The 24,766-nt window shown below is 31.4% G+C and carries 26 protein-coding genes; all 26 read left to right on the top strand.

What is annotated here, in order from left to right; translation table 11 throughout:
- Nucleotides 1–69 precede the first annotated feature (69 nt).
- The 26 genes from rpsO to ACH5TW_RS13705 all read left to right on the top strand — a co-directional run bounded on the left by rpsO (nt 70) and on the right by ACH5TW_RS13705 (nt 24,754).
- Nucleotides 70–339: a 30S ribosomal protein S15 gene (gene rpsO / locus ACH5TW_RS13830; RefSeq protein WP_439337094.1), complete on the top strand. Its 270-nt coding sequence runs from the start codon at nt 70–72 to the stop codon at nt 337–339.
- Between the two features lie 274 nt (nt 340–613).
- A complete protein-coding gene (locus ACH5TW_RS13825) occupies nt 614–2,872 on the top strand; it encodes a polyribonucleotide nucleotidyltransferase (protein WP_439337093.1) in 2,259 nt (752 codons plus the stop codon).
- Between the two features lie 100 nt (nt 2,873–2,972).
- Complete coding sequence (xerA, locus tag ACH5TW_RS13820; protein ID WP_439337092.1) at nt 2,973–4,139, top strand: site-specific tyrosine recombinase/integron integrase; 1,167 nt, start codon at nt 2,973–2,975, stop codon at nt 4,137–4,139.
- A 65-nt stretch (nt 4,140–4,204) separates the two neighbouring features.
- On the top strand, nt 4,205–4,870 hold the full coding sequence (locus ACH5TW_RS13815) for a hypothetical protein (protein WP_439337091.1): 666 nt from the start codon (nt 4,205–4,207) through the stop codon (nt 4,868–4,870).
- 153 nt (nt 4,871–5,023) lie between these two features.
- Nucleotides 5,024–5,500: a hypothetical protein gene (locus ACH5TW_RS13810; protein ID WP_439337090.1), complete on the top strand. Its 477-nt coding sequence runs from the start codon at nt 5,024–5,026 to the stop codon at nt 5,498–5,500.
- 153 nt (nt 5,501–5,653) lie between these two features.
- Nucleotides 5,654–6,028: a hypothetical protein gene (locus tag ACH5TW_RS13805; RefSeq protein WP_439337089.1), complete on the top strand. Its 375-nt coding sequence runs from the start codon at nt 5,654–5,656 to the stop codon at nt 6,026–6,028.
- Nucleotides 6,029–6,332: 304 nt separating this feature from the next.
- Complete coding sequence (locus ACH5TW_RS13800; protein ID WP_439337088.1) at nt 6,333–6,509, top strand: glycine zipper domain-containing protein; 177 nt, start codon at nt 6,333–6,335, stop codon at nt 6,507–6,509.
- 207 nt (nt 6,510–6,716) lie between these two features.
- Complete coding sequence (locus ACH5TW_RS13795) at nt 6,717–7,166, top strand: HAD family hydrolase (protein ID WP_439337087.1); 450 nt, start codon at nt 6,717–6,719, stop codon at nt 7,164–7,166.
- Nucleotides 7,167–7,301: 135 nt separating this feature from the next.
- Nucleotides 7,302–7,832 (top strand): cytochrome c oxidase assembly factor Coa1 family protein, encoded by a 531-nt coding sequence (locus tag ACH5TW_RS13790; RefSeq protein WP_439337086.1) that lies wholly within the window; start codon nt 7,302–7,304, stop codon nt 7,830–7,832.
- A 69-nt stretch (nt 7,833–7,901) separates the two neighbouring features.
- The gene (locus tag ACH5TW_RS13785; protein ID WP_500691798.1) at nt 7,902–8,693 is read left to right on the top strand and encodes a PH domain-containing protein; all 792 of its coding nucleotides are present in this window, start codon (nt 7,902–7,904) and stop codon (nt 8,691–8,693) included.
- A gap of 138 nt (nt 8,694–8,831) precedes the next feature.
- Nucleotides 8,832–9,182, top strand: a complete 351-nt coding sequence (locus ACH5TW_RS13780) for a hypothetical protein (RefSeq protein WP_439337084.1) — start codon at nt 8,832–8,834, stop codon at nt 9,180–9,182.
- 407 nt (nt 9,183–9,589) lie between these two features.
- Nucleotides 9,590–10,132, top strand: coding sequence for a hypothetical protein (locus tag ACH5TW_RS13775; RefSeq protein ID WP_439337083.1), 543 nt, complete (start codon nt 9,590–9,592; stop codon nt 10,130–10,132).
- Between the two features lie 235 nt (nt 10,133–10,367).
- Nucleotides 10,368–10,808: a hypothetical protein gene (locus tag ACH5TW_RS13770; RefSeq protein WP_439337082.1), complete on the top strand. Its 441-nt coding sequence runs from the start codon at nt 10,368–10,370 to the stop codon at nt 10,806–10,808.
- A gap of 127 nt (nt 10,809–10,935) precedes the next feature.
- Entirely contained in the window at nt 10,936–11,442 is a 507-nt protein-coding gene (locus ACH5TW_RS13765) for a hypothetical protein (protein WP_439337081.1), read from the top strand.
- Nucleotides 11,443–11,591: 149 nt separating this feature from the next.
- On the top strand, nt 11,592–12,197 hold the full coding sequence (locus ACH5TW_RS13760) for a hypothetical protein (protein ID WP_439337080.1): 606 nt from the start codon (nt 11,592–11,594) through the stop codon (nt 12,195–12,197).
- 250 nt (nt 12,198–12,447) lie between these two features.
- Nucleotides 12,448–12,843 carry a hypothetical protein gene (locus ACH5TW_RS13755; RefSeq protein WP_439337079.1) on the top strand — a complete coding sequence of 132 codons (396 nt, stop codon included), beginning with the start codon at nt 12,448–12,450 and terminating at the stop codon, nt 12,841–12,843.
- A gap of 336 nt (nt 12,844–13,179) precedes the next feature.
- Complete coding sequence (locus ACH5TW_RS13750; protein ID WP_439337078.1) at nt 13,180–13,479, top strand: hypothetical protein; 300 nt, start codon at nt 13,180–13,182, stop codon at nt 13,477–13,479.
- A gap of 151 nt (nt 13,480–13,630) precedes the next feature.
- On the top strand, nt 13,631–14,212 hold the full coding sequence (locus ACH5TW_RS13745; RefSeq protein ID WP_439337077.1) for a hypothetical protein: 582 nt from the start codon (nt 13,631–13,633) through the stop codon (nt 14,210–14,212).
- A gap of 11 nt (nt 14,213–14,223) precedes the next feature.
- The gene (locus tag ACH5TW_RS13740; RefSeq protein WP_439337076.1) at nt 14,224–14,673 is read left to right on the top strand and encodes a hypothetical protein; all 450 of its coding nucleotides are present in this window, start codon (nt 14,224–14,226) and stop codon (nt 14,671–14,673) included.
- A gap of 839 nt (nt 14,674–15,512) precedes the next feature.
- A complete protein-coding gene (locus ACH5TW_RS13735; protein WP_439337075.1) occupies nt 15,513–15,995 on the top strand; it encodes a hypothetical protein in 483 nt (160 codons plus the stop codon).
- 207 nt (nt 15,996–16,202) lie between these two features.
- Nucleotides 16,203–16,622 (top strand): hypothetical protein, encoded by a 420-nt coding sequence (locus tag ACH5TW_RS13730; RefSeq protein ID WP_439337074.1) that lies wholly within the window; start codon nt 16,203–16,205, stop codon nt 16,620–16,622.
- A 158-nt stretch (nt 16,623–16,780) separates the two neighbouring features.
- Entirely contained in the window at nt 16,781–17,548 is a 768-nt protein-coding gene (locus tag ACH5TW_RS13725; protein WP_439337073.1) for a hypothetical protein, read from the top strand.
- Nucleotides 17,549–17,702: 154 nt separating this feature from the next.
- Complete coding sequence (locus ACH5TW_RS13720) at nt 17,703–18,209, top strand: hypothetical protein (RefSeq protein WP_439337072.1); 507 nt, start codon at nt 17,703–17,705, stop codon at nt 18,207–18,209.
- Nucleotides 18,210–18,542: 333 nt separating this feature from the next.
- Nucleotides 18,543–22,214 (top strand): phosphoribosylformylglycinamidine synthase, encoded by a 3,672-nt coding sequence (gene purL, locus ACH5TW_RS13715; RefSeq protein WP_439337071.1) that lies wholly within the window; start codon nt 18,543–18,545, stop codon nt 22,212–22,214.
- Nucleotides 22,215–22,422: 208 nt separating this feature from the next.
- Nucleotides 22,423–24,189: an AMP-dependent synthetase/ligase gene (locus ACH5TW_RS13710; RefSeq protein WP_439337070.1), complete on the top strand. Its 1,767-nt coding sequence runs from the start codon at nt 22,423–22,425 to the stop codon at nt 24,187–24,189.
- Between the two features lie 121 nt (nt 24,190–24,310).
- Entirely contained in the window at nt 24,311–24,754 is a 444-nt protein-coding gene (locus ACH5TW_RS13705; RefSeq protein ID WP_439337069.1) for a MarR family winged helix-turn-helix transcriptional regulator, read from the top strand.
- Nucleotides 24,755–24,766 lie beyond the last annotated feature (12 nt).

The following is a 24,766-nucleotide window of genomic DNA, read 5'->3' as shown; positions in this document are numbered from 1 at the left end:
AATTTACTATATTTGCCGCTCGAAAGAAGAGCTTTCGTGTACATAAAAATTATTTACAACAATATTAGCATGTATTTATCAAAAGAAGAGAAACAAGAAATGTTTGCAAAACACGGTAAAGGTAAAAACGATACTGGTTCTGCAGAAGGGCAAATTGCTCTATTTACACAAAGAATTAATCACTTAACTGAGCACTTAAAAAACAATCGTAAAGATTATAATACAGAGCGTTCGTTAGTAAAGTTAGTAGGTAAAAGAAGAAGCTTACTAGATTACTTAACTAAGAAAGATATTTTAAGATATCGTGCCATAGTAAAAGAATTAGGATTAAGAAAATAATTAAAAAAGAGGCTTCGCAGCCTCTTTTTTGTTTTTGCGTTAGGGATTGATGCGGCATCCTTTTTGTTTTTCACAAAAAGATATAGCGGAAAGCCCGACCTTTGGGTAACGCCCACATAGATATAATAACTCGCATCGAAAGAGTATAAAATTCGTAAATTATGAATAAGCAGATCCTGAAACGAGTTCAGGATAAATAGTTTTTCATTGGTCGCATACAACAACTACACACAACAACACAACGACCATTGTTTAATTAGAATTAAAAAAATTTATGATTCCAAAAGTTTTTAAAGAGGTCATAGACCTAGGTGACGGTAGAGAAATTTCTATTGAAACTGGAAAATTAGCAAAACAGGCACATGGTTCTGTTGTTGTACAATCTGGAAACTGTATGCTTTTGTGTACATTAGTTTCTAACTACAAACAAAGCGATGTAGACTTTTTACCTTTAACGGTAGACTACAGAGAAAAGTTTGCTGCTGCTGGACGTTATCCAGGAGGTTTCTTTAAAAGAGAAGCAAGACCAAGTGACGGTGAAGTTTTAACCATGCGTTTAGTAGACCGTGTTTTACGTCCGTTATTCCCAAAAGATTATCATGCAGAAACACAAGTTATGATTCAATTAATGTCTCATGATGAAAACGTTATGCCAGATGCTATGGCTGGATTAGCCGCTTCTGCAGCTATTCAATTATCTGATGTTCCTTTTGAAACTCCAATTTCTGAAGCTAGAGTTGGTCGTATAAATGGAGAATTTATTATTAACCCAACACGCGCTCAATTAGAAGAGTCTGATATAGACATGATGATTGGAGCTTCTGCCGATTCTGTAATGATGGTAGAGGGTGAAATGTTAGAGATTTCTGAAGAAGAAATGGCTGAAGCAATAAAATTTGCTCATGAAGCTATTAAAGTACAATGTGCTGCTCAAGTAAAATTAGCAGAAGCTTTTGGCAAAAAAGAAACACGTGAGTATGAAGCAGAAAGAGAAGACGAAGCTGTAGAGAAAAAAGTAAAAGAATTAGCTTACGATAAAGTATATGGCGTTGCTAAAAAAGCATCAGCAAAACACGAAAGAAGTGCCGCTTTTGAAGAGATTAAAGAAGAGGTAAAAGCTGCTTTTAGTGAAGAAGAATTAGAAGATTTTGGAGATTTAGTTTCTAAATATTTCTACAAAGCAGAAAAAGCTGCTGTTAGAGATTTAACCTTAAACGAAGGTTTACGTCTTGATGGTCGTAAAACTGATGAGATTAGACCTATTTGGTGTGAGGTAGATTATTTACCATCTACACATGGTTCGTCTATATTTACTCGTGGAGAAACACAAGCATTAGCTACGGTTACTTTAGGTACTTCTAGAGAAGCAAACCAAATAGATATGGCATCTTATGAAGGTGAAGAACGTTTCTATTTACATTACAACTTCCCTCCTTTCTCAACTGGAGAAGCTAGACCTTTAAGAGGAACTTCTAGACGTGAGGTAGGACACGGAAACTTAGCACAACGTGCATTAAAAAATATGGTACCTGCAGATTGTCCATACACTGTTCGTGTAGTATCTGAAGTATTAGAATCTAACGGTTCATCTTCTATGGCTACAGTTTGTGCAGGAACTATGGCACTTATGGATGCTGGTGTGCAATTAAATAAACCTGTTTCTGGTATTGCTATGGGATTAATTACAGATGTTGAATCTGGAAAATATGCTGTACTATCTGATATTTTAGGTGATGAAGATCATTTAGGAGATATGGACTTTAAAGTTACTGGTACCGCTGATGGTATTACTGCTTGCCAAATGGATATTAAAGTAAAAGGTTTAAGTTATGAGATTTTAGTGAATGCACTAAAACAAGCTCGTGATGGACGTTTACACATATTAAGCAAATTAACCGATACGATTGCTGCTCCTAATGCTGATGTAAAAGCGCACTCTCCAAAAATGATTACTAGAAAAATTCCTAACGAATTTATTGGTGCATTAATTGGTCCTGGTGGAAAAGTAATTCAAGAATTACAAAAAGAAACTAATACAACAATTGTTATAAACGAAGACCCTGTTACCGAAGAAGGTATTGTTGAAATATTAGGTGTAGGTAATGAAGGTATTGATGCTGTACAAGCAAAAATAGATTCGTTATTATTTAAACCAACTGTTGGTAGTGTATACGAAGTAAAAGTTATTAAAATGTTAGATTTTGGTGCTGTTGTAGAATATACAGATGCTCCAGGAAACGAAGTTTTATTACACGTAAGCGAATTAGCTTGGGAACGTACTGAAAATGTAACAGACGTTGTTAATATGGGCGATGTTTTTGATGTGAAGTACTTTGGTGTAGACCCAAGAACTCGTAAAGAAAAAGTATCTCGTAAAGCTATTTTACCAAAACCAGAAGGTTATGTTGCAAGACCACCTAGAGACAACTCTAGAGATAATCGTGGTGGACGTGATAACAGAGGTAGAGATAATCGTGGACGCGATAACCGCAGAGACGATAGAAAACCTAGAGAAGATAAGAAAGAAGATTAATTTCTTTTAAATTATAATGTATTAAAGCCTGTTTCTAATTTTGAAACAGGCTTTTTTTGTGTATATTTATGTACAAATTGTAATTTTAAGAAACTAGACTATGACTTCAATTACATTAGAACCATTTAAACATCGGTCTAAAAGTTGTATTGCTATTAAATTTCAATATGACTTTGAAACTAAAGAATATATAAAAAAGTTTAATGGTGTGCGTTGGTCTAAAACGCACCGAACATTTTACATTTATTACAACGAAGTTCGGTTAGAAAACATTAAAAAATATATAAAAAAGGGGAACTTAATTCTTTTAGACAATACTAGTAATGATACAATTCCTCTTTATAAAAAAGGTGTTAACATTGAATTAGAACCACTAAACGAAGAAAAAACAATAATTTACCGTCATTTTTTAGAGTTTCTAAAAGGCAAAAGATTTAGTAAGAGCACTATTGCTAGTTATAGTGGTTTTATACTTGAGTTTTTACGTTTTACGGGCAAAAAACCTATAGACGACCTTAATGAAAATGATGTAAGGTATTATATAGAATGGGCAGTAGAAAAATTAAATTATGCGGTTAGTACTCACAGACAACTAGTTAGTGGCTTAAAGCATTTCGCCTATTTTTATCCTGCATGTTCTATTAACGTAGACAAAATCTATATGCCTAAAAAGGATAAAAAGTTACCTATTGTATTAAGTATTGAAGAAGTGTTGAGTATTTTACAATCTACTAAAAACCTTAAACACCGTACAGTAATAGCTATGCTTTATGGATCTGGGTTAAGAGTAGGAGAAATTATTGATTTAAAACTCAGTGATTTTGATTTTAAACGGAAACAACTTCATATTAAAAATGCAAAAGGAAGAAAAGATAGGTATACAACTATTGCCGAAAGTCTTTTTCCGTTATTAAAAAACTATCACAATACATATAAGCCTAAAGTATATTTTATTGAAAACCCTAAAGGCGGGAAATATAGTCCAGGGTCTATTCGTGCATTTTTAAGAAAAAGCACAGAAGCAGCAGGAATAACAAAAACAATCACTCCGCATACACTTAGGCACAGCTATGCTACACATATGTTAGAACAAGGTATAGATATACGATATATTCAGGAATTATTAGGCCATAGCAGACCTGAAACAACTATGATTTACACGCATGTAACAAGAAAAGATTTACAAGAAATAAAAAGCCCATTAGATAATGTTATAAAAAAATTATCTTTACCGGATAACAGCAACAAAACCCTTACCATATCCTGACATAATTACGGGATATGATCAATAAAAGTAATTATATAACAAGTTGCCAGTAATTTGAAAAAACATTGGAAGTCACAAAAAAAGACATAGAAAAATTAATTAGATTGAGAAAAAAGGACACTTTTCTAAATCACTTATGGAATGTTTTTTCTCGTGATTTACGTCAGAAAGGAGAAATAGGTCGGAATGAAATAAAAGTTTGGAGACAAAATATGTGGAATACGACTTTTTACCCAGTCTTTACCTTTGAATTAAATGCTAATAATCATTTAGTTAATATAACTAGTAAATTGAATCCAGTTGAAAAATCTTTAATCGGAATTTTCATAGTTGGTTTTCTATATGCTATATTCCCTAAAAACCCATTAGAATTTGACTTATTTGAAAGTTGGCCAATAATTGCTGTTATTTCTGTTTTTGCTATAATTTTTAGTTTATTCTGGAGAATGATTTATCGATTTGAAAGACAAAACCAACTTGATGAAATGTTTGAATTTTTAGATATAGAAATTGAGGAACAGAAACCAGAAAAAGAATGGTCGCTAAAAAGAATTTTAATTAGATTATTTACATATCCATTTTGCCTTTTTATAATTGGACTGACTTTATTCACAGTTATTCCTAATGGACAATATGGTTTAGCAATTGGTGCTTTAGGGTTTGTTGGTTTTTACCTCGTGACTGATTTAAAAATGATATTTAGAAAAAAAACTACTGGCAACAATGTATAAAAATAATTCGTAGTTTAGTGCTTAATCAAAGGTAAGTGCAATTTTGTTACGTCTGATTTTCCTTCGGAAAATCCTCGCACACAAAACCGCACTATTCTTATACGTAAACGTTGTGTTTAATTTCCCAACGAACCGAAAACCGAAAAATAAGAATTGAATTTAACCGAGAATTATATAAAAATAAAAGAATTCATTTTTGAATATTATTGGATTGCTGGAATTCCATTTCTAATTTGGGCATTTATTCTTGTAATGGAGGAAAAACAAGACATAAAACAGAACGGAATCGAAACCTTTGGAATGATTTATGGCTCAAAATCGGTTTATAAACAATACAGCAAAAGGAATTACAAATATGAATTCTATTATGACGGAAAAAAGTACACTGGAACTTCGACTGCCTACAATTCCGAAAATGTTAAAAATGGAAATTTCTACAAAGTAGAATTCTCCGATAAAAACCCTGAACATAGCAGAATGATTTTTGACTTGGAATACGTTAGAGAAATAAAGACAAATGATAATGGAAAGGTTGATACGACATACGTTCAGAAAGACCAAAAATTGCGGAATGAAATGAAAAAACGGATAGAAAAATATAAAATTAAACTAGACAGTATAAAAAACTAAACACAACAAAGTATAATAAATAATGCTTAATTTTATTACTAAATCAAAAAAATAGCACGTATTTGGTCACTCTGATTTTCCTGCGGAAAATCCTCGGACACAAAACCGCACTATTATTATACACAACCGTTACCACCAATAAAAAATTCGCATATGAAAATCAAGAATTGTTTATTTATTATTTCATTTTTAATTGTTAATCTGACCTTTGGTCAATCTGAAATCAAAAATGACTCTATTACAAATTCTAAACTTGAAGAAAAAGAAAAAATTGAAAACCCTAGGGAATATATTAAGAAAGAAACGATTGGAGGAAAACTAGATTTTAGCAAATTATATGTTGGTTATGGTGGAGAAAATGCCGAATATAAAGTTTATCTCTATTCAATTGCAACTTGGACTTATGCCGTGAAAGACTTAGGAATTGAGAAAAAGGAAAAAATCATTAAACTTTGGGAAGAAATATATGAACGGAAAATGACAAAAGACGAAAAAAAGGCTGTTGATTTAGGACTAAAGGAAGAATAATACTGGTGGTAACAAAGCATAAAATTAATGGCTAGTTTTAGCCTACTTGGAAAATTCCTGCGGAATTTTCCGCTGGCAAGTTTCTATTTACTAAATTAGTGCCTAAACGCGCCACTAATATTATACGTAACCGTTAGCTACAATTGTCTGAAAGAAATACTTATAAGTAATTTACAAAAAATTCTAAAAATAATATTGTAACATTTAATACCACGAGAGTACTAATAATATTGGTATCTGTAATGAAATTATATAATGAACAGAATAGGCATCAAAAAAAATTAAAACAATAAGAAATATCTTTATGAAAAAAAATAACAAACTAGCAATTGGAATTGCGATTGGAGTTGGAATAGGAACCGCTGTTGGAGTTGCAACAGATAATTTAGGATTATGGCTTAGTCTTGGAATAGCTATTGGAATCGGAATAGGAACCACACTTGATAAAAAAAATAAATCGGAAGAAAGTAATAAATCCTAATATCTGAAAAATAACTGTAGCTAACAAAGTATAAAATTAATGGCTAGTTCTCGCCTACTTGGAAAATTCCTTCGGAATTTTCCGCTGGCAAGTTTCTATTCACTAAATTAGTGCTTAAACGCGCCACTAATATTATACGTAACCGTTACCCAACATTTGACAAAAATCACGGGAATCCAACCGAAAACAATATTGGAACATAAATAAATGAATATAAGTTTTGACCTTGACAGCACATTAATTCCGAACGGAAAGGAATTTGAAACTGAAAATAGAAACGGAATTGCGAAACTGTTCGGAATTGAGGAAATGCGAAAAGGTGCTCGAGAATTGATTTCTGATTTACAAAATCAAGGACATAAAATTCATATTTATACAACATCGTTTCGAACTAAAGGAAAAATAAGACGGACTTTAAAATATTACGGAATAAAAGTTAACCGAATTGTAAACGAAAAAGAAAATCGACAAGTTTTAAAATCTCGGAATATTAACTCATCTAAATATCCACCTGCATTTGATTTCGATTTGCATATTGACGATTTAAAAGGTGTCGGAATTGAAAGTGAAAGATTTAATTTTAGAGCAATTATTGTTGAACCGACTGACAAAAATTGGATTGAAAAAATAAAAAGTGAAATAAAAAACGTTGGGTAACAAAGCATAAAATTAATGGCTAGTTTTAGCTTACTTGGAAAATTCCTGCGGAATTTTCCGCTGGCAAGTTTCTATTTACTAAATTAGTGCTTAAACGCGCCACTAATATTATACGTAACCGTTAGCAAACATTGCATGGAATTACTCAAAAGAATCAACCTAATCTCTAAACTGACTTTACTTACAGCGCTAATAATGTTCATTTACGGAATAATTTGCAGAATAATTCCAATCTATTTTTTTTGGGAAAGTTTGTATTTAAGCGCTATAGTATTTTTAATCGGAGTATTTTTTGTTTTAAACTTTGAATCAAAAAAAATACAATCCGAATCCAAATCAAATATTGTACTGATAATTGGAAAAGCTTTTACTATTTTAAGCATAATAATGTTTGTATTAATAAATATACTTTTTAATAATTCTGACGCTCTTAAAACTATAGAAAATCACGTAAAAAACAATACTGAATTGACAAACGAATTGGGACAAATAAACAGTGTTATTGCTTTACCAATTGGGTCAATAAATTCAAAAATGGATAGTCGTGGAAAAAGTGGAAATGCAACTCTGACTTTACTCCTGAAAGGTGATAAAAAATATAAAGAAATGATGTTTTCGGCTCAAAAGGACTTTGATAGCGACTGGAAAACAATTGAAAAAAATTAAAAACGTTTGCTAACAAAGTATAAGAAATAATGCTTAATTTTATTACTAAATCAAAAAGATAGCGCGTATTTGGTCTCTCTGATTTTCCTGCGGAAAATCCTCGGACACAAAAACGCACTATTCTTATACATAACCGTTACCCAACATTTGAAAACAGGAACTTACAAATTGAATTCAAAGTCTATAATGAGATTATTAAAAACTAATCTTATTATCCTCTTTCTATTATACATTACAAACCATTTCTTTCTTAAAGTTTATAATCCGACTGTAATTCTAATAACAATTGGACAGTTTTTCATTCTGTTTAACGGACCAGCAATTTATCTTTTAATAAACTATTATAAGTACAATAAAAAAACGGAATTTTCTATCGACAAGAATTCTAATAAAATTTCAATTATTGAAAACGGAATAACTAAAGAATATTCCTTGAATGAAGTTAAATATTCAATTTATAATCTTGGAAAATATTGGCAAAACGCAATTGATAAAAACTATCGAATTCCAACAATTTTCTCTGATTTTGGATATTGGGATTTGACTTTTGAAAATGGAGACAGATATTATCTTACGACTTTACTTCAGGACTTTTTATTAGAAAAAAATGAAATTAAAAATACAAAGTACCGATTTAGACTTATTCCATATATTGACAAATCAGAGAAGAAACAAGGAATTGAGTTAAAACCAATAGAATACAAACCGAAAAGTAGAACTGAAAAACTAAAAGAAAGTTACAAAGAAAAAACAAACGAGGAACTGAAATATATTATTGAGAATAAAAGTAAGTATCAAACCGAAGCAATTAAAATAGCAGAACAAATTCTGAAAGAAAAAACGTTGGGTAACAAAGCATAAAATTAATGGCTAGTTTTAGCCTACTTGGAAAATTCCTTCGGAATTTTCCGCTGGCAAGTTTCTATTTACTAAATTAGTGCTTAAACGCGCCACTAATATTATACGTAACCGTTGTAACACATTTGAGAAAAACAAATTATGAAATATCAAAGCAATCGGAAATTTAGAATTTGGCATTATATAGTAAGTCATTCTACTTTGATAATTCGAAGTGAAAAACAATATGAAGATGTCGAATATCCAGTTAAGTATGACCCAAATTGTACGCTTGATATAGAATTATCTGGAGTTGAATTTATATCGTTACCTGATAGCTTTGACGGATTGAAAATTAGAAAAGAAGAAAACGGAATTTATAGATTCAATGAAAATACAGAATATTACGTAAAAGCAAGTTCTTGTAGAATCGGAGTTAGCCAATTTGACCATACTCAAGATAGAATTTCAGATTCATCACTTAAATATGACGAAATACTAATGTCAATATGATTAGAAAAGGAATAGGAATCATATTTATGTCAATGTTGGTCTTTTTCTCAACATCATTTCTGACTGTTATAAATCATCTGATTTCACCAATTAATAAAACAATAGGATATAAATCTTTAGAAATTGGATTCCCATTCAAATATTACGAGGAATTTATGATTGACTGTCCAAATCCAAATTATGGATGGAATTTAAGCAATCTGATTTTAGACATAATTCTGACTTTAATAATTGTTAGCGGAATTACATACATTATGAATAAAAAAAACGTGTTACAACAACGTGTATAGCTCATTGCGGCTGAATTCCTAATCGGAATTCATTGCAATTTGCTATCTTTCGGTTACTGCGGAAAATCATAGCTGATTTTCCGCAACGAGCCATACACAACACCGTTGTAGTACATTTTGAAAATAAAGAACACCTTAACAATATTTCTGATTTCAATTTTAGGATTCAGTTGTTCAAAAAACGATTTTGAAAAGACCAATCTGTACTTGGAATTTGACAAAGAAACCTATCTGCTAAATGACAACTTTGAATTGACTATTCGTATTGTACCAATCGAAGCGGAAAAAACTATCAGAATTTATAAAAATCTGAATAACATTGAAATTTCATTTTTATCAAAAGGCGAACAACTTGAATTTCATCAGGAATTAAAAAAAACTTTCATTGAAGGTCCAAATTTAACTGGAGACGATAGTGAATATATTGATGAATTTACCATAACAAAGGAAAAGCCATTTGAAAAAAAGCTTTTGGGAACAATTTACAAATCGGAAAACGAAATAATTTTCGAAATATCTGACTTGAAAATAAAGGATAAAATAGACAAAAGCTATCTGCTTGAAAATCCGAATATTTTAGTCAAAGGAAATTGCAGAACAGTATATGGAATTGAAGGCAAATCCTTTGAAACCAAAGAATTGAAAATAATAGTTGAATAAAAAAACGTACTACAACAAAGTATAAGAGATAATGCTTAAATTTATTCCTAAATCAAAAAGATAGCGCGTATTTGGTCTCTCTGATTTTCCTGCGGAAAATCCTCGGACACAAAAACGCACTATTCTTATACACAACCGTTGTACGCAAGCTGAAAAAACTTCGGACTCTTTTGAAAAAACATTTTTTAATTGTAAAATTATGGTCTATTAAACAACATCAAACCTACTTAACAGAATGACTGAAAAACAGAATATTTTATCCGATTTAATACAAACTTTCTTTGAAAAAGCTAAAACCAATAGACGACATAATAAAAACACAATACTTAATATAACCGATTTAATAAATCAAGTATGTAAATCCCATATTGAAAAAGGAATCGATTTTAATGAAGAAGAAATTTTAGATGGATTCTATGAAAACGGATTTATAATCTTGGAACCTAAAGATAAAAATATACTTACCGGAAAAACTAACAAAGGACGAGTTGAATTCTCTAGTGGAAATCATATCAATGTTAAATCCCAAAATATTTCAGACCTAGTTTCTGGCTTAAGAAAAGGATTTCCGCTTAAATCAAGTTCGGACACTATTTTAAGAATCAACAAAACGAAAGAATCTTTAAAACAATTTGCAGAAAGAAATAACAAAGCCAGCGTACAACAACGTGTATAAAAAATTGCTAAATTAGTGCTTAACCAAAGGTTGTTGCATTTTTGTTACGTCTGATTTTCCTTCGGAAAATCCTCGCACACAAAAACGCAACTTTCCATACACAAAACCGTTACCCAACATTTAAGAAATGACCTCCGAATTCACACCTCCAATTTCTGACAGAGAAACAGAAGAATTGATTGAAATCGCATATTGTAACGACGAGAATATTTGGCAACGAGAAGCTACAGTGCAAGCAAAAAAAGAACTGATTAAAAGAAATATCTCTCAAGAACAACAAAATGAAATTATTGAAAAGTGGAATATAGAAGCTGAGAAACACTTAAAAGAGGAAGCGGAAAGATTAGAAAAAAATAAAACAGAAAGCTATACAATATTGCAAATGGTACAACTCTTTTTATTTGGACCATTGGTTTTTATGAATAAATACACAGTTGAATATCACACAATTTTTAGTTTAAGAAACGAAAACTATTTCTTGAAATTTAAGCAACGAATTATAATTTTTATTTTGAGCTTTATAGCTTGGTTTTTCTTTATCAAATTTACAGTAGAACAATCTCAAACAAAGAGACAAGAAGAAATTGATAAAATTGATATTTCAGATTGGAAAAAACAACACGGATATGATTAAAAAACGTTGGGTAACAAAGCATAAAATTAATGGCTAGTTATAGCTACTTGGAAAATTCCTTCGGAATTTTCCGCTGGTAAGTTTCTATTTACTAAATTAGTGCTTAAACGCGCCACTAATATTATACGTAACCGTTGTAAAACATTTAAATGAAACTATTATTAACATTCTTATTTTTATTAAACTTTGGTATTTCCAATTCTCAAAACTTCATTAAAAGCGTAATTTATTGCGCCAAAGTTAGAGCCGACGAAAAATTAAGATTTGCTGTTGGAAAAGAAATATTAGACAATCATTTTCAGTTTGATGAATCAAAAACTTTAATTGAAATTTACAACGAGGAAGAAGATATTGTAGAAAAATTTAACTTTTCTGACCTTAAAAAAACTGAATGTCAAATCACTCAATTTTGGCTATACTACAAAGTTTCTGACGAAAACCTAGTTCTAACGGAATTGTTTTTTCCTTTTAACCCCAATTGCACAACACCTTGGGCAACAAAAAGACCTAAAGAAATTATAGAACCTTATTTAAAGGTATTACAAAATAAAACAGAGATTAAATTAAAAGAAGCTCTTAAAATCGGAAAAAATAATGGTTTAAGTAAAATTTATTATTGGGACATAGCCTATGAAAAAAGAAAACTTGTTTGGACTTTGAAAAGTGAATTAGAAAAGAAACAATCGAAAGTGATAAAAATAAATTCTAAAAATGGAAAAATATTATCTGAATTTATTGAAATCCCAATTGATTAAAAAACGTTTTACAACAAAGTATAAAATTAATGGCTAGTTCTAGCCTACTTGGAAAATTCCTGCGGAATTTTCCGCTGGCAAGTTTCTATTTACTAAATTAGTGCTTAAACGCGCCACTAATATTATACGTAACCGTTGGCAAACAGTTAACCAAACCAAGAAAAAATCGAAATACAATTAACTTTTATCTTACTAAAGAACTTTAAAGCTGAAAAAATAATCGAATAAAAAAGACGAATTGAACGAAAGATTGACAATAGAATATAAAAACAAACGTGAAAGACAAACTATAGGTTTGCTTTTTGGAATTGCTTGGATTATTATGGGTTTATTTAAAATATTTGAACCTGAACAATTTGAATGGACAAATACGTGGTTTTTAATATTAGCTATTATTTTTATTTATGGACTTTTTTATCGGAAAAGAAAACAATATCTGACTTTGGAAAATGGTGTGATTTCAAAAAACTCTTTATTTCACAAACCACTAAAAATGTCGGAAATAAAACGGGTTGAAAAAAAGCCGAAAAAATATATTCTGAAAACCGATTTGAGGAAATTTACAATTGACACAAAAATTATTGCAGAAAAATCTCTTTCGGAATTAAATGCGGAATTGAATAAACTGAATATTGAATGGAAATAAAAACCGATTTGCCAACAAAGTATAAAATTAATGGCTAGTTTTAGCTTACTTGGAAAATTCCTGCGGAATTTTCCGCTGGCAAGTTTCTATTTACTAAATTAGTGCCTAAACGCGCCACTAATATTATACGCAACCGTTGTAGGTAATTTGAGATAACCGTGAAATTGAATGAATAGGAATCAAAAAATAGCTCTTTTAATTATAATCATAATTGGAGTTTCCGTCCCGTTTATTGACTCTATTCTGATTTTCGAAATGTTCTTTTTACTAATTCCATTTGCTATAATTTTCGTTGCCACTTTAATTTATTTAATTATAAGTCTGTTAAATAAAAAATTGAACACTCGGAAAGCAATGTTTGTGTTTTCAATACTTCCGATTTTTGTTATAACTCAATTAACATCTGACTTTTTATTTGACCGATTCCAAAGATTTAGAATAAAAAGAGCGATAGCTGAAATTGAAAAATCTAAAGATAAAACTGGTGAGTTTCCTAAAAATATTGACTTACGAATGGGAATTGAATATACTGCTGGAGAAAACGGATATGGATTCAAGTATTCAAGAGGGTTTTTGGAAACTGTGAGATATAATTCAACGGATAAAGAATTTGTAGTTTATGGTTGGAATGATTAAAAAACTACCTACAACAATGTATAAAAATAATGCTTAAGTTTAATCCTAAATCTAAAGGCTAGTGCGTATTTGGTCACTCCGATTTTCCTGCGGAAAATCCTCGGACACAAAACCGCACTATTCTTATACGTAACCGTTGTGTGCAATTAGAATGAAACTCAAAACTGAAATAAAATATTTAGCAATTAAGGAAAATTTAATTTTTCTTTTAACTTCAATTCTTTCAACTTGGACTTGGGCTTTTCTTTCAATAAATTTGGATAAAGGAAATGACCGCGGATTACTGACAATAAGCGGATTTACAATTTTGACCTCTATAGTTTTATCACTCTTCCTATCAAAAAATAAATTGATAAATTCACTAAAACTGACTTTACAATTTGCTTTAGTTTGCATTTTGACTTTTGTGCTTTCTTTAACAATCGGACTAAAGATTGCTGATTTGATTGGAATCGAGTGGATTGGATTTGCAATTCCTGTTTTAATTTTAGGAGTTTCATTCTATTTTATTTTACGTCAACTGATTGCATTTCCGAATAATAAATTAGCTTTTTGGACAATTTTAATTATTCCAATCCTAACGTTAACAGTATTATCAATTATACAAAGTTATGATAGCACTTTTTTATATGATGTTGGAATCGGATTTCCGATAGGGATTTTTTTAACTTTATTATTTTTAACAATTGGAACCCTATGCAGAGAAAAAACGACTACACACGACAATGATTAAATCATAAACAAATGGATGGTTCTTTTGGAGAATTATTATTTCTTTTAATAAAATTTGGCTTTCTTTTAGTTTCTATCATAGGAATTGTAAGATTGTTTAAATTACGTAGTGATAAGAAAAAACATATCACAACTAAGGTTTTTACAATTGGAACCCTAATTATAACCATATATCTGTTTGTGGGTAATTACATAGAAAAAAAAAGAGATTTGATTGAATTATCTGGCAAATACCGTGTTGAATACTTTATGTGCGAAAAATGCCATAATTGTATTGCCGAATTAAAAGGCGATGGCACATATAAACTCACTCAAAATAATATAGTATTAGATACTGGAGAATGGGATTTCACAAAACCATTCGTAACAACATTTTTAATATTTAATAATGGTAACGAAAAAGAAATTAAATCTAACAAAACTATTTCAAACATTAAAAATGGTAATTGTAAAGAAAATTGACGTATAATATTATCTAGTACATCAAGCCAAGATTATGTTGAGATAACCAGAATATTGGACTAAAGAATGGATTTGAAGAAAAGAAAAACCGAATAAAAACTGCACACAACAACGCATATAACTTATGTCTGCGCCAAAGGCTAAAGACACGTTCAAGTAAAAAAGAGTAAATTAGTTACGCGGAACAATCCGCACAAAAGCGGCCCTAAGGCTCGCTGAATCGCACGCATCCGCCAGGTCGGATGCTTCCACTCCCGCCGAAGGCGGGATACCTTGCCGATTCAGCCGCTCCAAACCGCCACAAATCATATACGAAACCGTTATGCGCAATTCCCCAAAGATTGTCTACGAAATAAATTTAAGCTAAAGATGTTTATTTATCATCTCTTATTAATTCCATTTACTAACGCAAAATACTTTGCGAAAATTTAAAAACAAATAAACAGTTATTTAATTTTAGTCAAAATATGGGACACCGAATATTCTTAATCATTCAAATATTTTTCCTGACCTTATATATTATAGGCAAGGTATTTGACTTGGATGGCGTCTTTGTAGTATTAACTTATTTAGCCAGTTGGATTTTTGCTTTCTTTTTTTACTTTAGAAAATCATTTATTACTTTATTTAAAAGACAATACTGGCTTTCATCAATTTATTTCTTATTTACACTACTAATCGCCTACATTCCTATTAAAATTTGGTTTGTTTTTCATAATGTAATGGTTCATTTTGTTTTGATTTTAGGGTTTCTCTTATTACTTTATAAACGAAGAAAATTAAAACTCAATAAACACTTTAAAATTCATATTTCATTAATCATCATCATTAATATTATCTTGCTTTTTACTAACGACAATTTTATTGACGAAAAAATAACTCCAAACTACTTACTTAAACCATATTCAAGCGAGCATTTAAATTGGAGTCATTTCAACAAAGTTGATAGTTTGAAAGGCGGATACGATGCTCACATTGAAACATATATATCATACAAAATAAATAGAGTTTTTAATTATACTTCTGCAACAGCAGTTGCTATAACAAAGTTAGATGAAAGTCATTTCGTTTCCCAATCTGACAATCTACTCAAACATGAATTATACCATTTTAAAATCACTGAAATTGTAACAAGAAAACTAAATAAAGTATTAGACAACCATCACTTCAGTAGTCCAAGCAATACTAAAACAATCATTTTACAATATCTTGACACTTTACGATATATGCAAAATACTTACGACACCGAAACAAAGCATAATTTGAACCCACAAAAGCAAAAACAATGGGAATTATGGATAGACAAGGAGCTTAAAAAATAAAAGCGCATAACAAAGTATAAAAATAATGCTTAAATTTATTCCTAAATCAAAAGGTTAATGCATTTTTAGTCTCTCTGATTTTCCTGCGGAAAATCCTCGGACACAAAACCGCACTATTCTTATACACAACCGTTGGCAACAAGCTCAAAACTGCACGCTGAAAATGAACATTCTGAAAAAATGAAACTAAAAACAATAATACTGACTATGGGAATTTTATCATTTTTATTTGGTTGTAAAAACGAGAATAGATATAAAGATAAACACGGAAATGAAATCATTGAAAAAGGAGATGAAACATTTATAATCCCAGCAGAATATGAAAAGACTGGAGCATCATACAAAATATTTTTGCGGAATGAAACTGACAAATCTGTAAATATTAAAGACAAATTCACCTTGAAACCGAATGACGATAAAATATTCGAATTTGTAGATACAGATTCAATATTGTTTGACATTGGACCTAAAATTTATTTCGGAGATAATGGACTTGAAGTCGATGACAAAAAAGGTGAATTAGCTGGAATTGGAGGTGAATATTGGGAAAAGTATAATGTTCCTGAAGATGTTGAATATGGGTTTGTTATAGTAAAACCAGGCGAAGGTGACACTGCGACTGAATAAAAAGCCAGTTGCCAACAAAGTATAAGAAATAATGCTTAAATTTATTCCTTAATCAAAAAGATAGCGCGTATTTGGTCACTCTGATTTTCCTGCGGAAAATCCTCGGACACAAAACCGCACTATTCTTATACACAACCGTTGGGCACAATTAAAACCAAATGAACAAACTACTAATATTATTTTTTTCTTTATCCATAATTGGTTGCAGTAAACAAAAGAAAATTTGGGACAACGGATTGACTAAAAGTGCGGAAAAAATAACTGAATATACGATTGACATTCAAAAAAATTCTTTAAAAAACGAAATTCGTGACACACTTTTAATTGCAATAAAAAAATATAGAGATGACGACCAATTGGCTCTTCAAATTCGAAGAACTTTGTTTGATAATGAACAAATGGAAATTGAGTATGTCTATGGCTATTCCGATAGATTAAAGCAAGAGATTGTGAAAATGTCAACGGACAGTCTGCCATTTAAAGTAGATTATACATACAAAAACTCTTTGCTTTTTCAATCAAGCGGAATTTTGGACAATGAAATCGAAAGGTTTGAACAAATAGAAACTCATTATTACAGAAATGACGATACCAAAGAGAAGTCAATAATGAGACAAATATTTCTTGACAAAGAAACTAATGATACGATTAGAAATTCAACGGTAATTACACACTTCAATACTGACGAAAAAGTTGATAGTATTTTATCAATCAATCTTCGCAGAGAAGGACAGAACCGAAAAGCAGTATACGAATTTGACGGAAAGAATTTTATCGGACTTAAGGAATATAATGATAAAGATTCTTTGCTGTCAAATCAGAAATTCGTGTATAAAATGGACGAATTTGACAATTGGACTGAAAAAAGGGTAATTGAAAAAGGAATTCTGAAAAGAATAATAATTCGAGAAATAAAATATAAATAACTGTGCCCAACAAAGCATAAAATTAATGGCTAGTTTTAGCTACTTGGAAAATTCCTTCGGAATTTTCCGCTGGCAAGTTTCTATTTACTAAATTAGTGCTTAAACGCGCCACTAATATTATACGTAACCGTTACCAACAATTAAAACTAAAATATTGAAAACAGGAAAAATACGATTAACTGACAAAACCAAAATCGCAAAAATTCTGAACAGAAATAATTATCTTCTAATAATTGTTGGAATAATTTTCTTGATAATCGATTATGATTTATTTAGTTCTCAACCAAAGTTTTTGATAACAGAAGGTTTCTTTTGGAAAGGAATTGCGATTGTATTTCAATTAATTTTCATCGGAACATTAATACAATGGGAATATAAAAAACAGAAGATTATTAATATTCTCTCAAACGGAACAATTACTCATGGAAAACTTGAAATGAGCGAAAAAATTAAACCGAATCATGAGTCATCATTTTACATTCATCTTTTTGAATATGAAGTTGACAATAAAAAATATGAAGTAACAATAAAAAACAAACAGAATAGTGTAAAATCGGACTTCATAATATATCAATCAAATAATAAAAAAAATGGAATTGTTTATGAGGATTTGAAAAACGAATTAAAAATAATGGTTGCGGAAAAAATAATAACTGAATAAACAACTGTTGGTAACAACGTATAAAACAAATAAAAACCCATAAACAACCTCAACTTCAAAAATATTTACTAAAAAAAATAAACAAACTCTAAATCCTCATTTTAAAAACCCAAACCCGCGTTAGCGATTAAGGCATTTGTTGAAGCTCTCCCGATTTTTTTTATCGGGAAGCGACTGCCGCAAGCGCGACCCCATTTCGGGGTAACGCACAAACTAAAAAACGTCTGTTTAAAACCCCTTAATAACTCTCTGTTTAGTATGAAATTTTTTGCATGAAAATCAACTAAAAAGAAGTAAATTTGCACTTTCTTTAAACAAACAAATTAAGATATAATGATTCATTTCTTTGGAAACGTAACCAGTAAGGTATTTGCTGTTCAAACAACAAAAGAATTATCAACCGAGAGCATCTCAAAATTAGTTTGGCTATTTGGCGACCAACCTAAAATAGAACAAGCATCACTAGATGCTTTTTTTGTTGGACCTCGTGCGGCTATGATAACACCTTGGAGTACCAATGCGGTTGAAATTACCCAAAACATGGGTATTGTTGATATTATTAGAATTGAAGAATTTGAAGCGGTTGCCGACGATTTTAAAGATTTTGACCCGATGATTTCGGAAATTTTTAAAGGCCTAAATCAAGACTCATTTACTATTGATATTCAGCCAGAGCCTATTCTTAATATTGAAGACATTGCGGCTTACAATGATCAAGAAGGTTTATCGTTAAGCGATGAAGAGGTGGCCTACTTAGAAGGGGTTGCTAAAAAGATTGGCAGACCGTTAACGGATTCTGAAGTATTTGGCTTTTCGCAAGTAAACTCAGAGCACTGTCGTCATAAAATATTTAACGGTACGTTTGTTATTGATGATGAAGAAATGCCGGTGTCGCTTTTCAAAATGATTAGAAAAACATCGGAAGTACATCCTAATGATATTGTTTCGGCTTATAAAGATAATGTGGCTTTTGTAAAAGGCCCTAAAGTGGAACAATTTGCACCTAAACGTGCCGATATTCCTGATTATTATACGACTCAAGAATTTGAATCGGTTATTTCGCTTAAAGCGGAAACGCATAATTTCCCAACAACGGTTGAGCCTTTTAATGGAGCTGCAACGGGTGCTGGTGGTGAAATTAGAGATAGACTGGCTGGTGGAAAAGGATCGCTTCCTTTAGCTGGAACGGCGGTTTACATGACATCATATTCGCGTTTGGAAGCAAACAGACCTTGGGAACAAAAATTTGAAGCCAGAGAGTGGTTATACCAAACTCCTATGGATATTTTAATAAAAGCATCTAATGGAGCTTCAGATTTCGGAAACAAATTTGGTCAACCATTAATCTGTGGTTCGGTATTAACCTTTGAACATGAGGAAAATGCGGCTGCAAGCGCATCGGCAGCAAGAAAACTTGGTTTCGACAAAGTGATTATGCAAGCGGGTGGTATTGGATACGGAAAAGCAGATCAGGCTTTAAAAGATACACCTAAAAAAGGTGATAAAATAGTGATTCTTGGTGGTGAAAATTACCGAATTGGTATGGGTGGTGCTGCGGTATCATCGGCAGATACAGGAGAGTTTGCTTCTGGTATCGAACTTAACGCAGTACAACGTTCTAACCCAGAAATGCAAAAACGTGCTGCCAATGCGGTTCGTGGTATGGTAGAAAGTGATGAAAACTTTATTGTTTCTATTCACGATCATGGTGCTGGTGGACATTTAAATTGTTTATCGGAACTTGTTGAAGATACGGGTGGAAAAATTAATTTAGATAATTTACCTGTTGGAGATCCTACTCTATCGGCTAAAGAAATTATAGGTAACGAATCGCAAGAACGTATGGGACTTGTGATTGCCGATGAACATATTGAAACACTTAACAAAATAGTGGAACGCGAGCGTTCACCAATGTATACCGTAGGTGATGTGACAGCTGACAACCGTTTTACTTTTGAATCTGAAACCAAAGGCGATAAACCTATGGATTTAGCTTTAGAAGATATGTTTGGTAGTTCGCCTAAAACAGTTTTAACAGATAAAACAGTTGCTAGAAACTATAAAAACTCAAGATATAAAACCAAAAACTTACAAATTTACTTAGAGCAGGTATTACAATTGGAAGCTGTTGCTTGTAAAGATTGGTTAACAAATAAAGTAGACCGTTGTGTTGGTGGTAAAGTTGCCAAACAACAATGTGTGGGATCTTTACAAATTCCGTTAAATAATGTGGGTGTTATGGCACTAGATTATAACGGAAAAGAGGGTATTGCGACTTCTATTGGTCACTCGCCTATTTCAGGATTAATTAATCCTGAAGCGGGTAGTAGAAACTCGATTACAGAGTCGCTTACCAACATTATTTGGGCGCCTTTAAAAGATAATTTAGCCTCTATTTCGCTGTCAGCAAACTGGATGTGGCCTTGTAAAAATGAAGGTGAAGATGCACGTTTATATAAAGCAGTTAAAGCAGTTTCTGAATTTTCTATAGATTTAGGAATTAATGTACCAACAGGAAAAGATTCGCTTTCGATGAAGCAGAAGTATCCTAACGAGGAAGTAATTTCTCCAGGGACCGTTATTATTTCGGCTGCCGGTAATTGTAATGAAATTTCTAAAGTTGTAGAGCCTGTTTTAAAACAAAACGGCGAAAGCATCTATTATATTAATATGTCTCAAGACGATTTTAAATTAGGAGGAAGCTCGTTTAACCAAGTTTTAAACACCATTGGAAATGATGCTCCTGATGTAAAAAATTCAGCTTTTGTTAAAAACACGTTTAATACCATACAGGATTTAATTAAAGCGGATAAAATTTCTGCTGGTCATGATGTGGCTTCAGGAGGATTAATTACTACTTTACTTGAAATGTGTTTTGCTGATGTTAATTTAGGTGCCGATTTTGATATCTCTGCCCTAAATGAAGAAGATTCAATAAAAGTGTTATTCTCTGAAAATTCAGGTATTGTTTTTCAAGGAGATGCTTCTGTAGAAAGTATTTTAGAAGAAAACAATATTGAATTTTTCAAGATAGGAACTGTAAATAACTCAGCAACTTTAAACATTAAAAACAACGAAGACACGTTCTCTTTTGATGTTTCTAAATTGCGAGATGTTTGGTATAAAACATCGTTCTTATTAGACCAAAAACAAACGGCTAATGGTTTAGCACAAGACCGTTTTGATAATTATAAAAATCAACCTCTTCAATATACATTCCCAAAACAGTTTACAGGAAAATTACCTGAACTAAACGGAAAAAGACCAAAAGCAGCTATTCTACGTGAAAAAGGATCTAATTCTGAACGTGAAATGGCAAACGCTATGTATTTAGCGGGGTTTGATGTGAAGGATGTACACATGACCGATTTAATTTCAGGTCGTGAGACCTTAGAAGACATTCAGTTTTTAGGAGCCGTTGGTGGTTTCTCTAACTCCGATGTTTTAGGATCTGCAAAAGGTTGGGCAGGTGCTATTAAGTACAACGAAAAAGCAAATAAAGCGATACAAGATTTCTTTAACAGAGAAGATACCTTATCGGTAGGAATCTGTAATGGATGTCAGTTATTTATGGAATTAGAAGAAATTAATCCAGATCATGAAATTCATGGTAAAATGATTCATAACGATTCTCATAAACACGAGAGTTCATTTACTTCTGTAAAAATTCAAGAAAATAATTCGGTTATGCTATCTACACTTGCAGGAAGCACATTAGGTGTTTGGATTTCTCATGGTGAAGGAAAATTTAATTTACCTTACGGTGAAGATAAATATCAAATTGTTGCTAAATATGGTTATGAAGGTTATCCTCATAATCCAAACGGATCGGATTTCAACACCGCTATGATGTGTGATAAAACAGGTCGTCATTTAGTAACTATGCCGCATATTGAGCGTTCTACTTTTCAATGGAACTGGGCAAACTACCCTGAAGAACGCAAAGACGAAGCTACACCTTGGTTAGAGGCCTTTGTGAATGCTAGACTTTGGATTGAAAAATAATAGTTTCAAAACTATATAAATCAAAAAATCCCCTGATAGGTTTCATTCATATCAGGGGCTTTTATTTTTAATTATTTCCGTTTATAAGAATAAGAAATCATGCTTTGCTCTTAATTAAAGTATTAACAAAAAAAGTCTCCAAAATTTATCAATTTGAAAATCTCAATTATTTTCATACTTTGCATATCTAGAAACTGAAAAAATAATAATGGCAAACATCACAAGGATTTTTGATTTTCCATACTATCAATTAGCAAACCATAGTTTAGAAAAAGCTTTTTCAACAAAATATAATGGTGAATGGAAATCAACATCTACCCAAGAATATATTAATAAAGCTAATGCTATTAGTAGGGCCTTACTAAAACTAGGTATTAATAAGCATGATAAAATTGCAATGATTTCATCGACCAATAGAACGGAATGGAATATCGTAGATATTGGTATACTCCAGGTTGGCGCTCAAAACATTCCAATATATCCTACAATTTGTGCTGAAGATTATGAATACATTCTTAACCATAGCGAATCTACTTATTGCTTTGTTTCTGATGTAGAAGTTTTAGAAAAAATAAATAAGATAAAGTCTAAAACAAAACTTAAGGCTGTTTATTCTTTTGATGAAATAAAAGGTTGTAAACATTATTCAGAATTATTAGAACTTGGAGCTTCTGATGAAAACCAAAAAGAAGTTCAAGCTAGAAAAGATGATGTAAAGCCTAATGAGTTAGCTACTATTATTTATACATCGGGCACAACAGGGAAGCCAAAAGGCGTTATGTTATCTCATAATAATATTGTTTCTAATGTGTTATCTGCTCAAAAAAGATTTCCATTATCCTATGGTGAACGAGCACTTAGTTTTTTACCTATATGTCATATTTTTGAACGCGTATTTACATATCTATATCAATATGGAAGTATTGAAACTTATTTTGCCGAAGCTATCGATAAAATAGGTGATAATGCCAAAGAAATAAAGCCAGCAACTATGACTGTAGTTCCACGCCTCATAGAGAAAGTATACGAAAAAATTATGGCAAAGGGGACAGAACTTAAAGGCTTAAAAAAGAGGTTATTCTATTGGGCTGTAGAATTAGGTTCAGATTACAAACCCTATGGTCAAAATGGTTGGTTTTACGAGTTTCAACTAAAACTTGCTAGAAAACTGATTTTTAGCAAATGGCAAGCAGCTCTGGGAGGCAATATTGTATTTATGGCATCTGGAAGTGCTGCGCTTCAAACAAGATTAGGAAAAGTTTTTGGAGCCGCCAATATGCCTATAATGGAGTGCTACGGACTTACCGAAACATCACCTGGTGTTTCAGCTAGCGATAGACGAAATAACAATTGGAAAATTGGTTATGTAGGTAAAGTTATTGATGGCGTAGAAGTTAAAATAGCCGAAGACGGTGAAATTTTGTGCAAAGGACCTAATGTTATGATGGGATATTATAAAGATCCTGAAAAAACTGCTGAAGTTATGACTGGCGATTATTTCCATACTGGAGATATTGGAGAAATAGATGCTGAAGGTTTTTTAAAAATAACAGACCGAAAAAAGGAAATGTTTAAAACCTCTGGCGGAAAATATGTAGCACCTTCTTTATTAGAAAACAAGTTTAAACAATCGCGATTTATAGATCAAATAATGGTTATTGGGGAAGGCGAAAAAATGCCTGCTGCTTTAATTCAAATAAACTTTGAATTTGTTAAAGAGTGGTCAAGGCGTCATAATATTGATTATTTATCAGATGTTGAAATCATTAATAATCCTAAATTAATAGAACGCATACAAGCAGAAATAGATTCCGCTAATTCTACGTTTGGAAAATGGGAACAAATAAAAAAGTTTGAAATAACACCAGATGTTTGGTCTATTGATGCTGGACACTTAACACCTACAATGAAAATGAAACGTAAGGTTATTAAATTTATGTACAGTAATCTTATTGAAAAAATATATAGACCTTAATCTTAAAGGTTATACTATTTTTACTCAAACTATTCTTATTTAAAAATCTATTAAATTTTATTAAATTTATTATGCATGCATAATAAATTTTCATATATTTGAGGACACCAACCCTCTCAAGATGAAAGATAAAACAATAGATTACGTGCTCAGGACTACATGGCTATCAGTTCAGAAAATGTATAATGAAGAAGCTGCAACAATAGATAGTACGATGGCAACAGGTTTTACACTATTAAGTATAGACCCAGAAAAAGGAACGCCTTCAACAGCATTAGGTCCTAAAATGGGTATGGAAGCAACTAGCTTAACTCGCATACTTAAGACTATGGAAAAAAACAAATTAATTGAGAGACACCCAAACCCAGAAGATGGAAGAGGTGTTATTATACGATTAACAGATTTTGGTCGAGAAAAAAGAGACTTTTCAAGAGATAAAGTTTTAATTTTTAACGATGCAATTAAAAAAAATGTATCAGAAGAACAATTAAACCATTTCTATGAAGTAGCCGAAGTTATAAACGATATGGTTTCAAATAAAAAGATATACAATCAAAAAGATTAGTAAGTTTTTAAT

The organism is Thalassobellus sediminis (assembly GCF_044386045.1).
GTDB lineage: Bacteria > Bacteroidota > Bacteroidia > Flavobacteriales > Flavobacteriaceae > Thalassobellus > Thalassobellus sediminis.
Note: the sequence above shows the minus strand (reverse complement) of the source record. Positions and strands in the feature narration are given on the sequence as shown.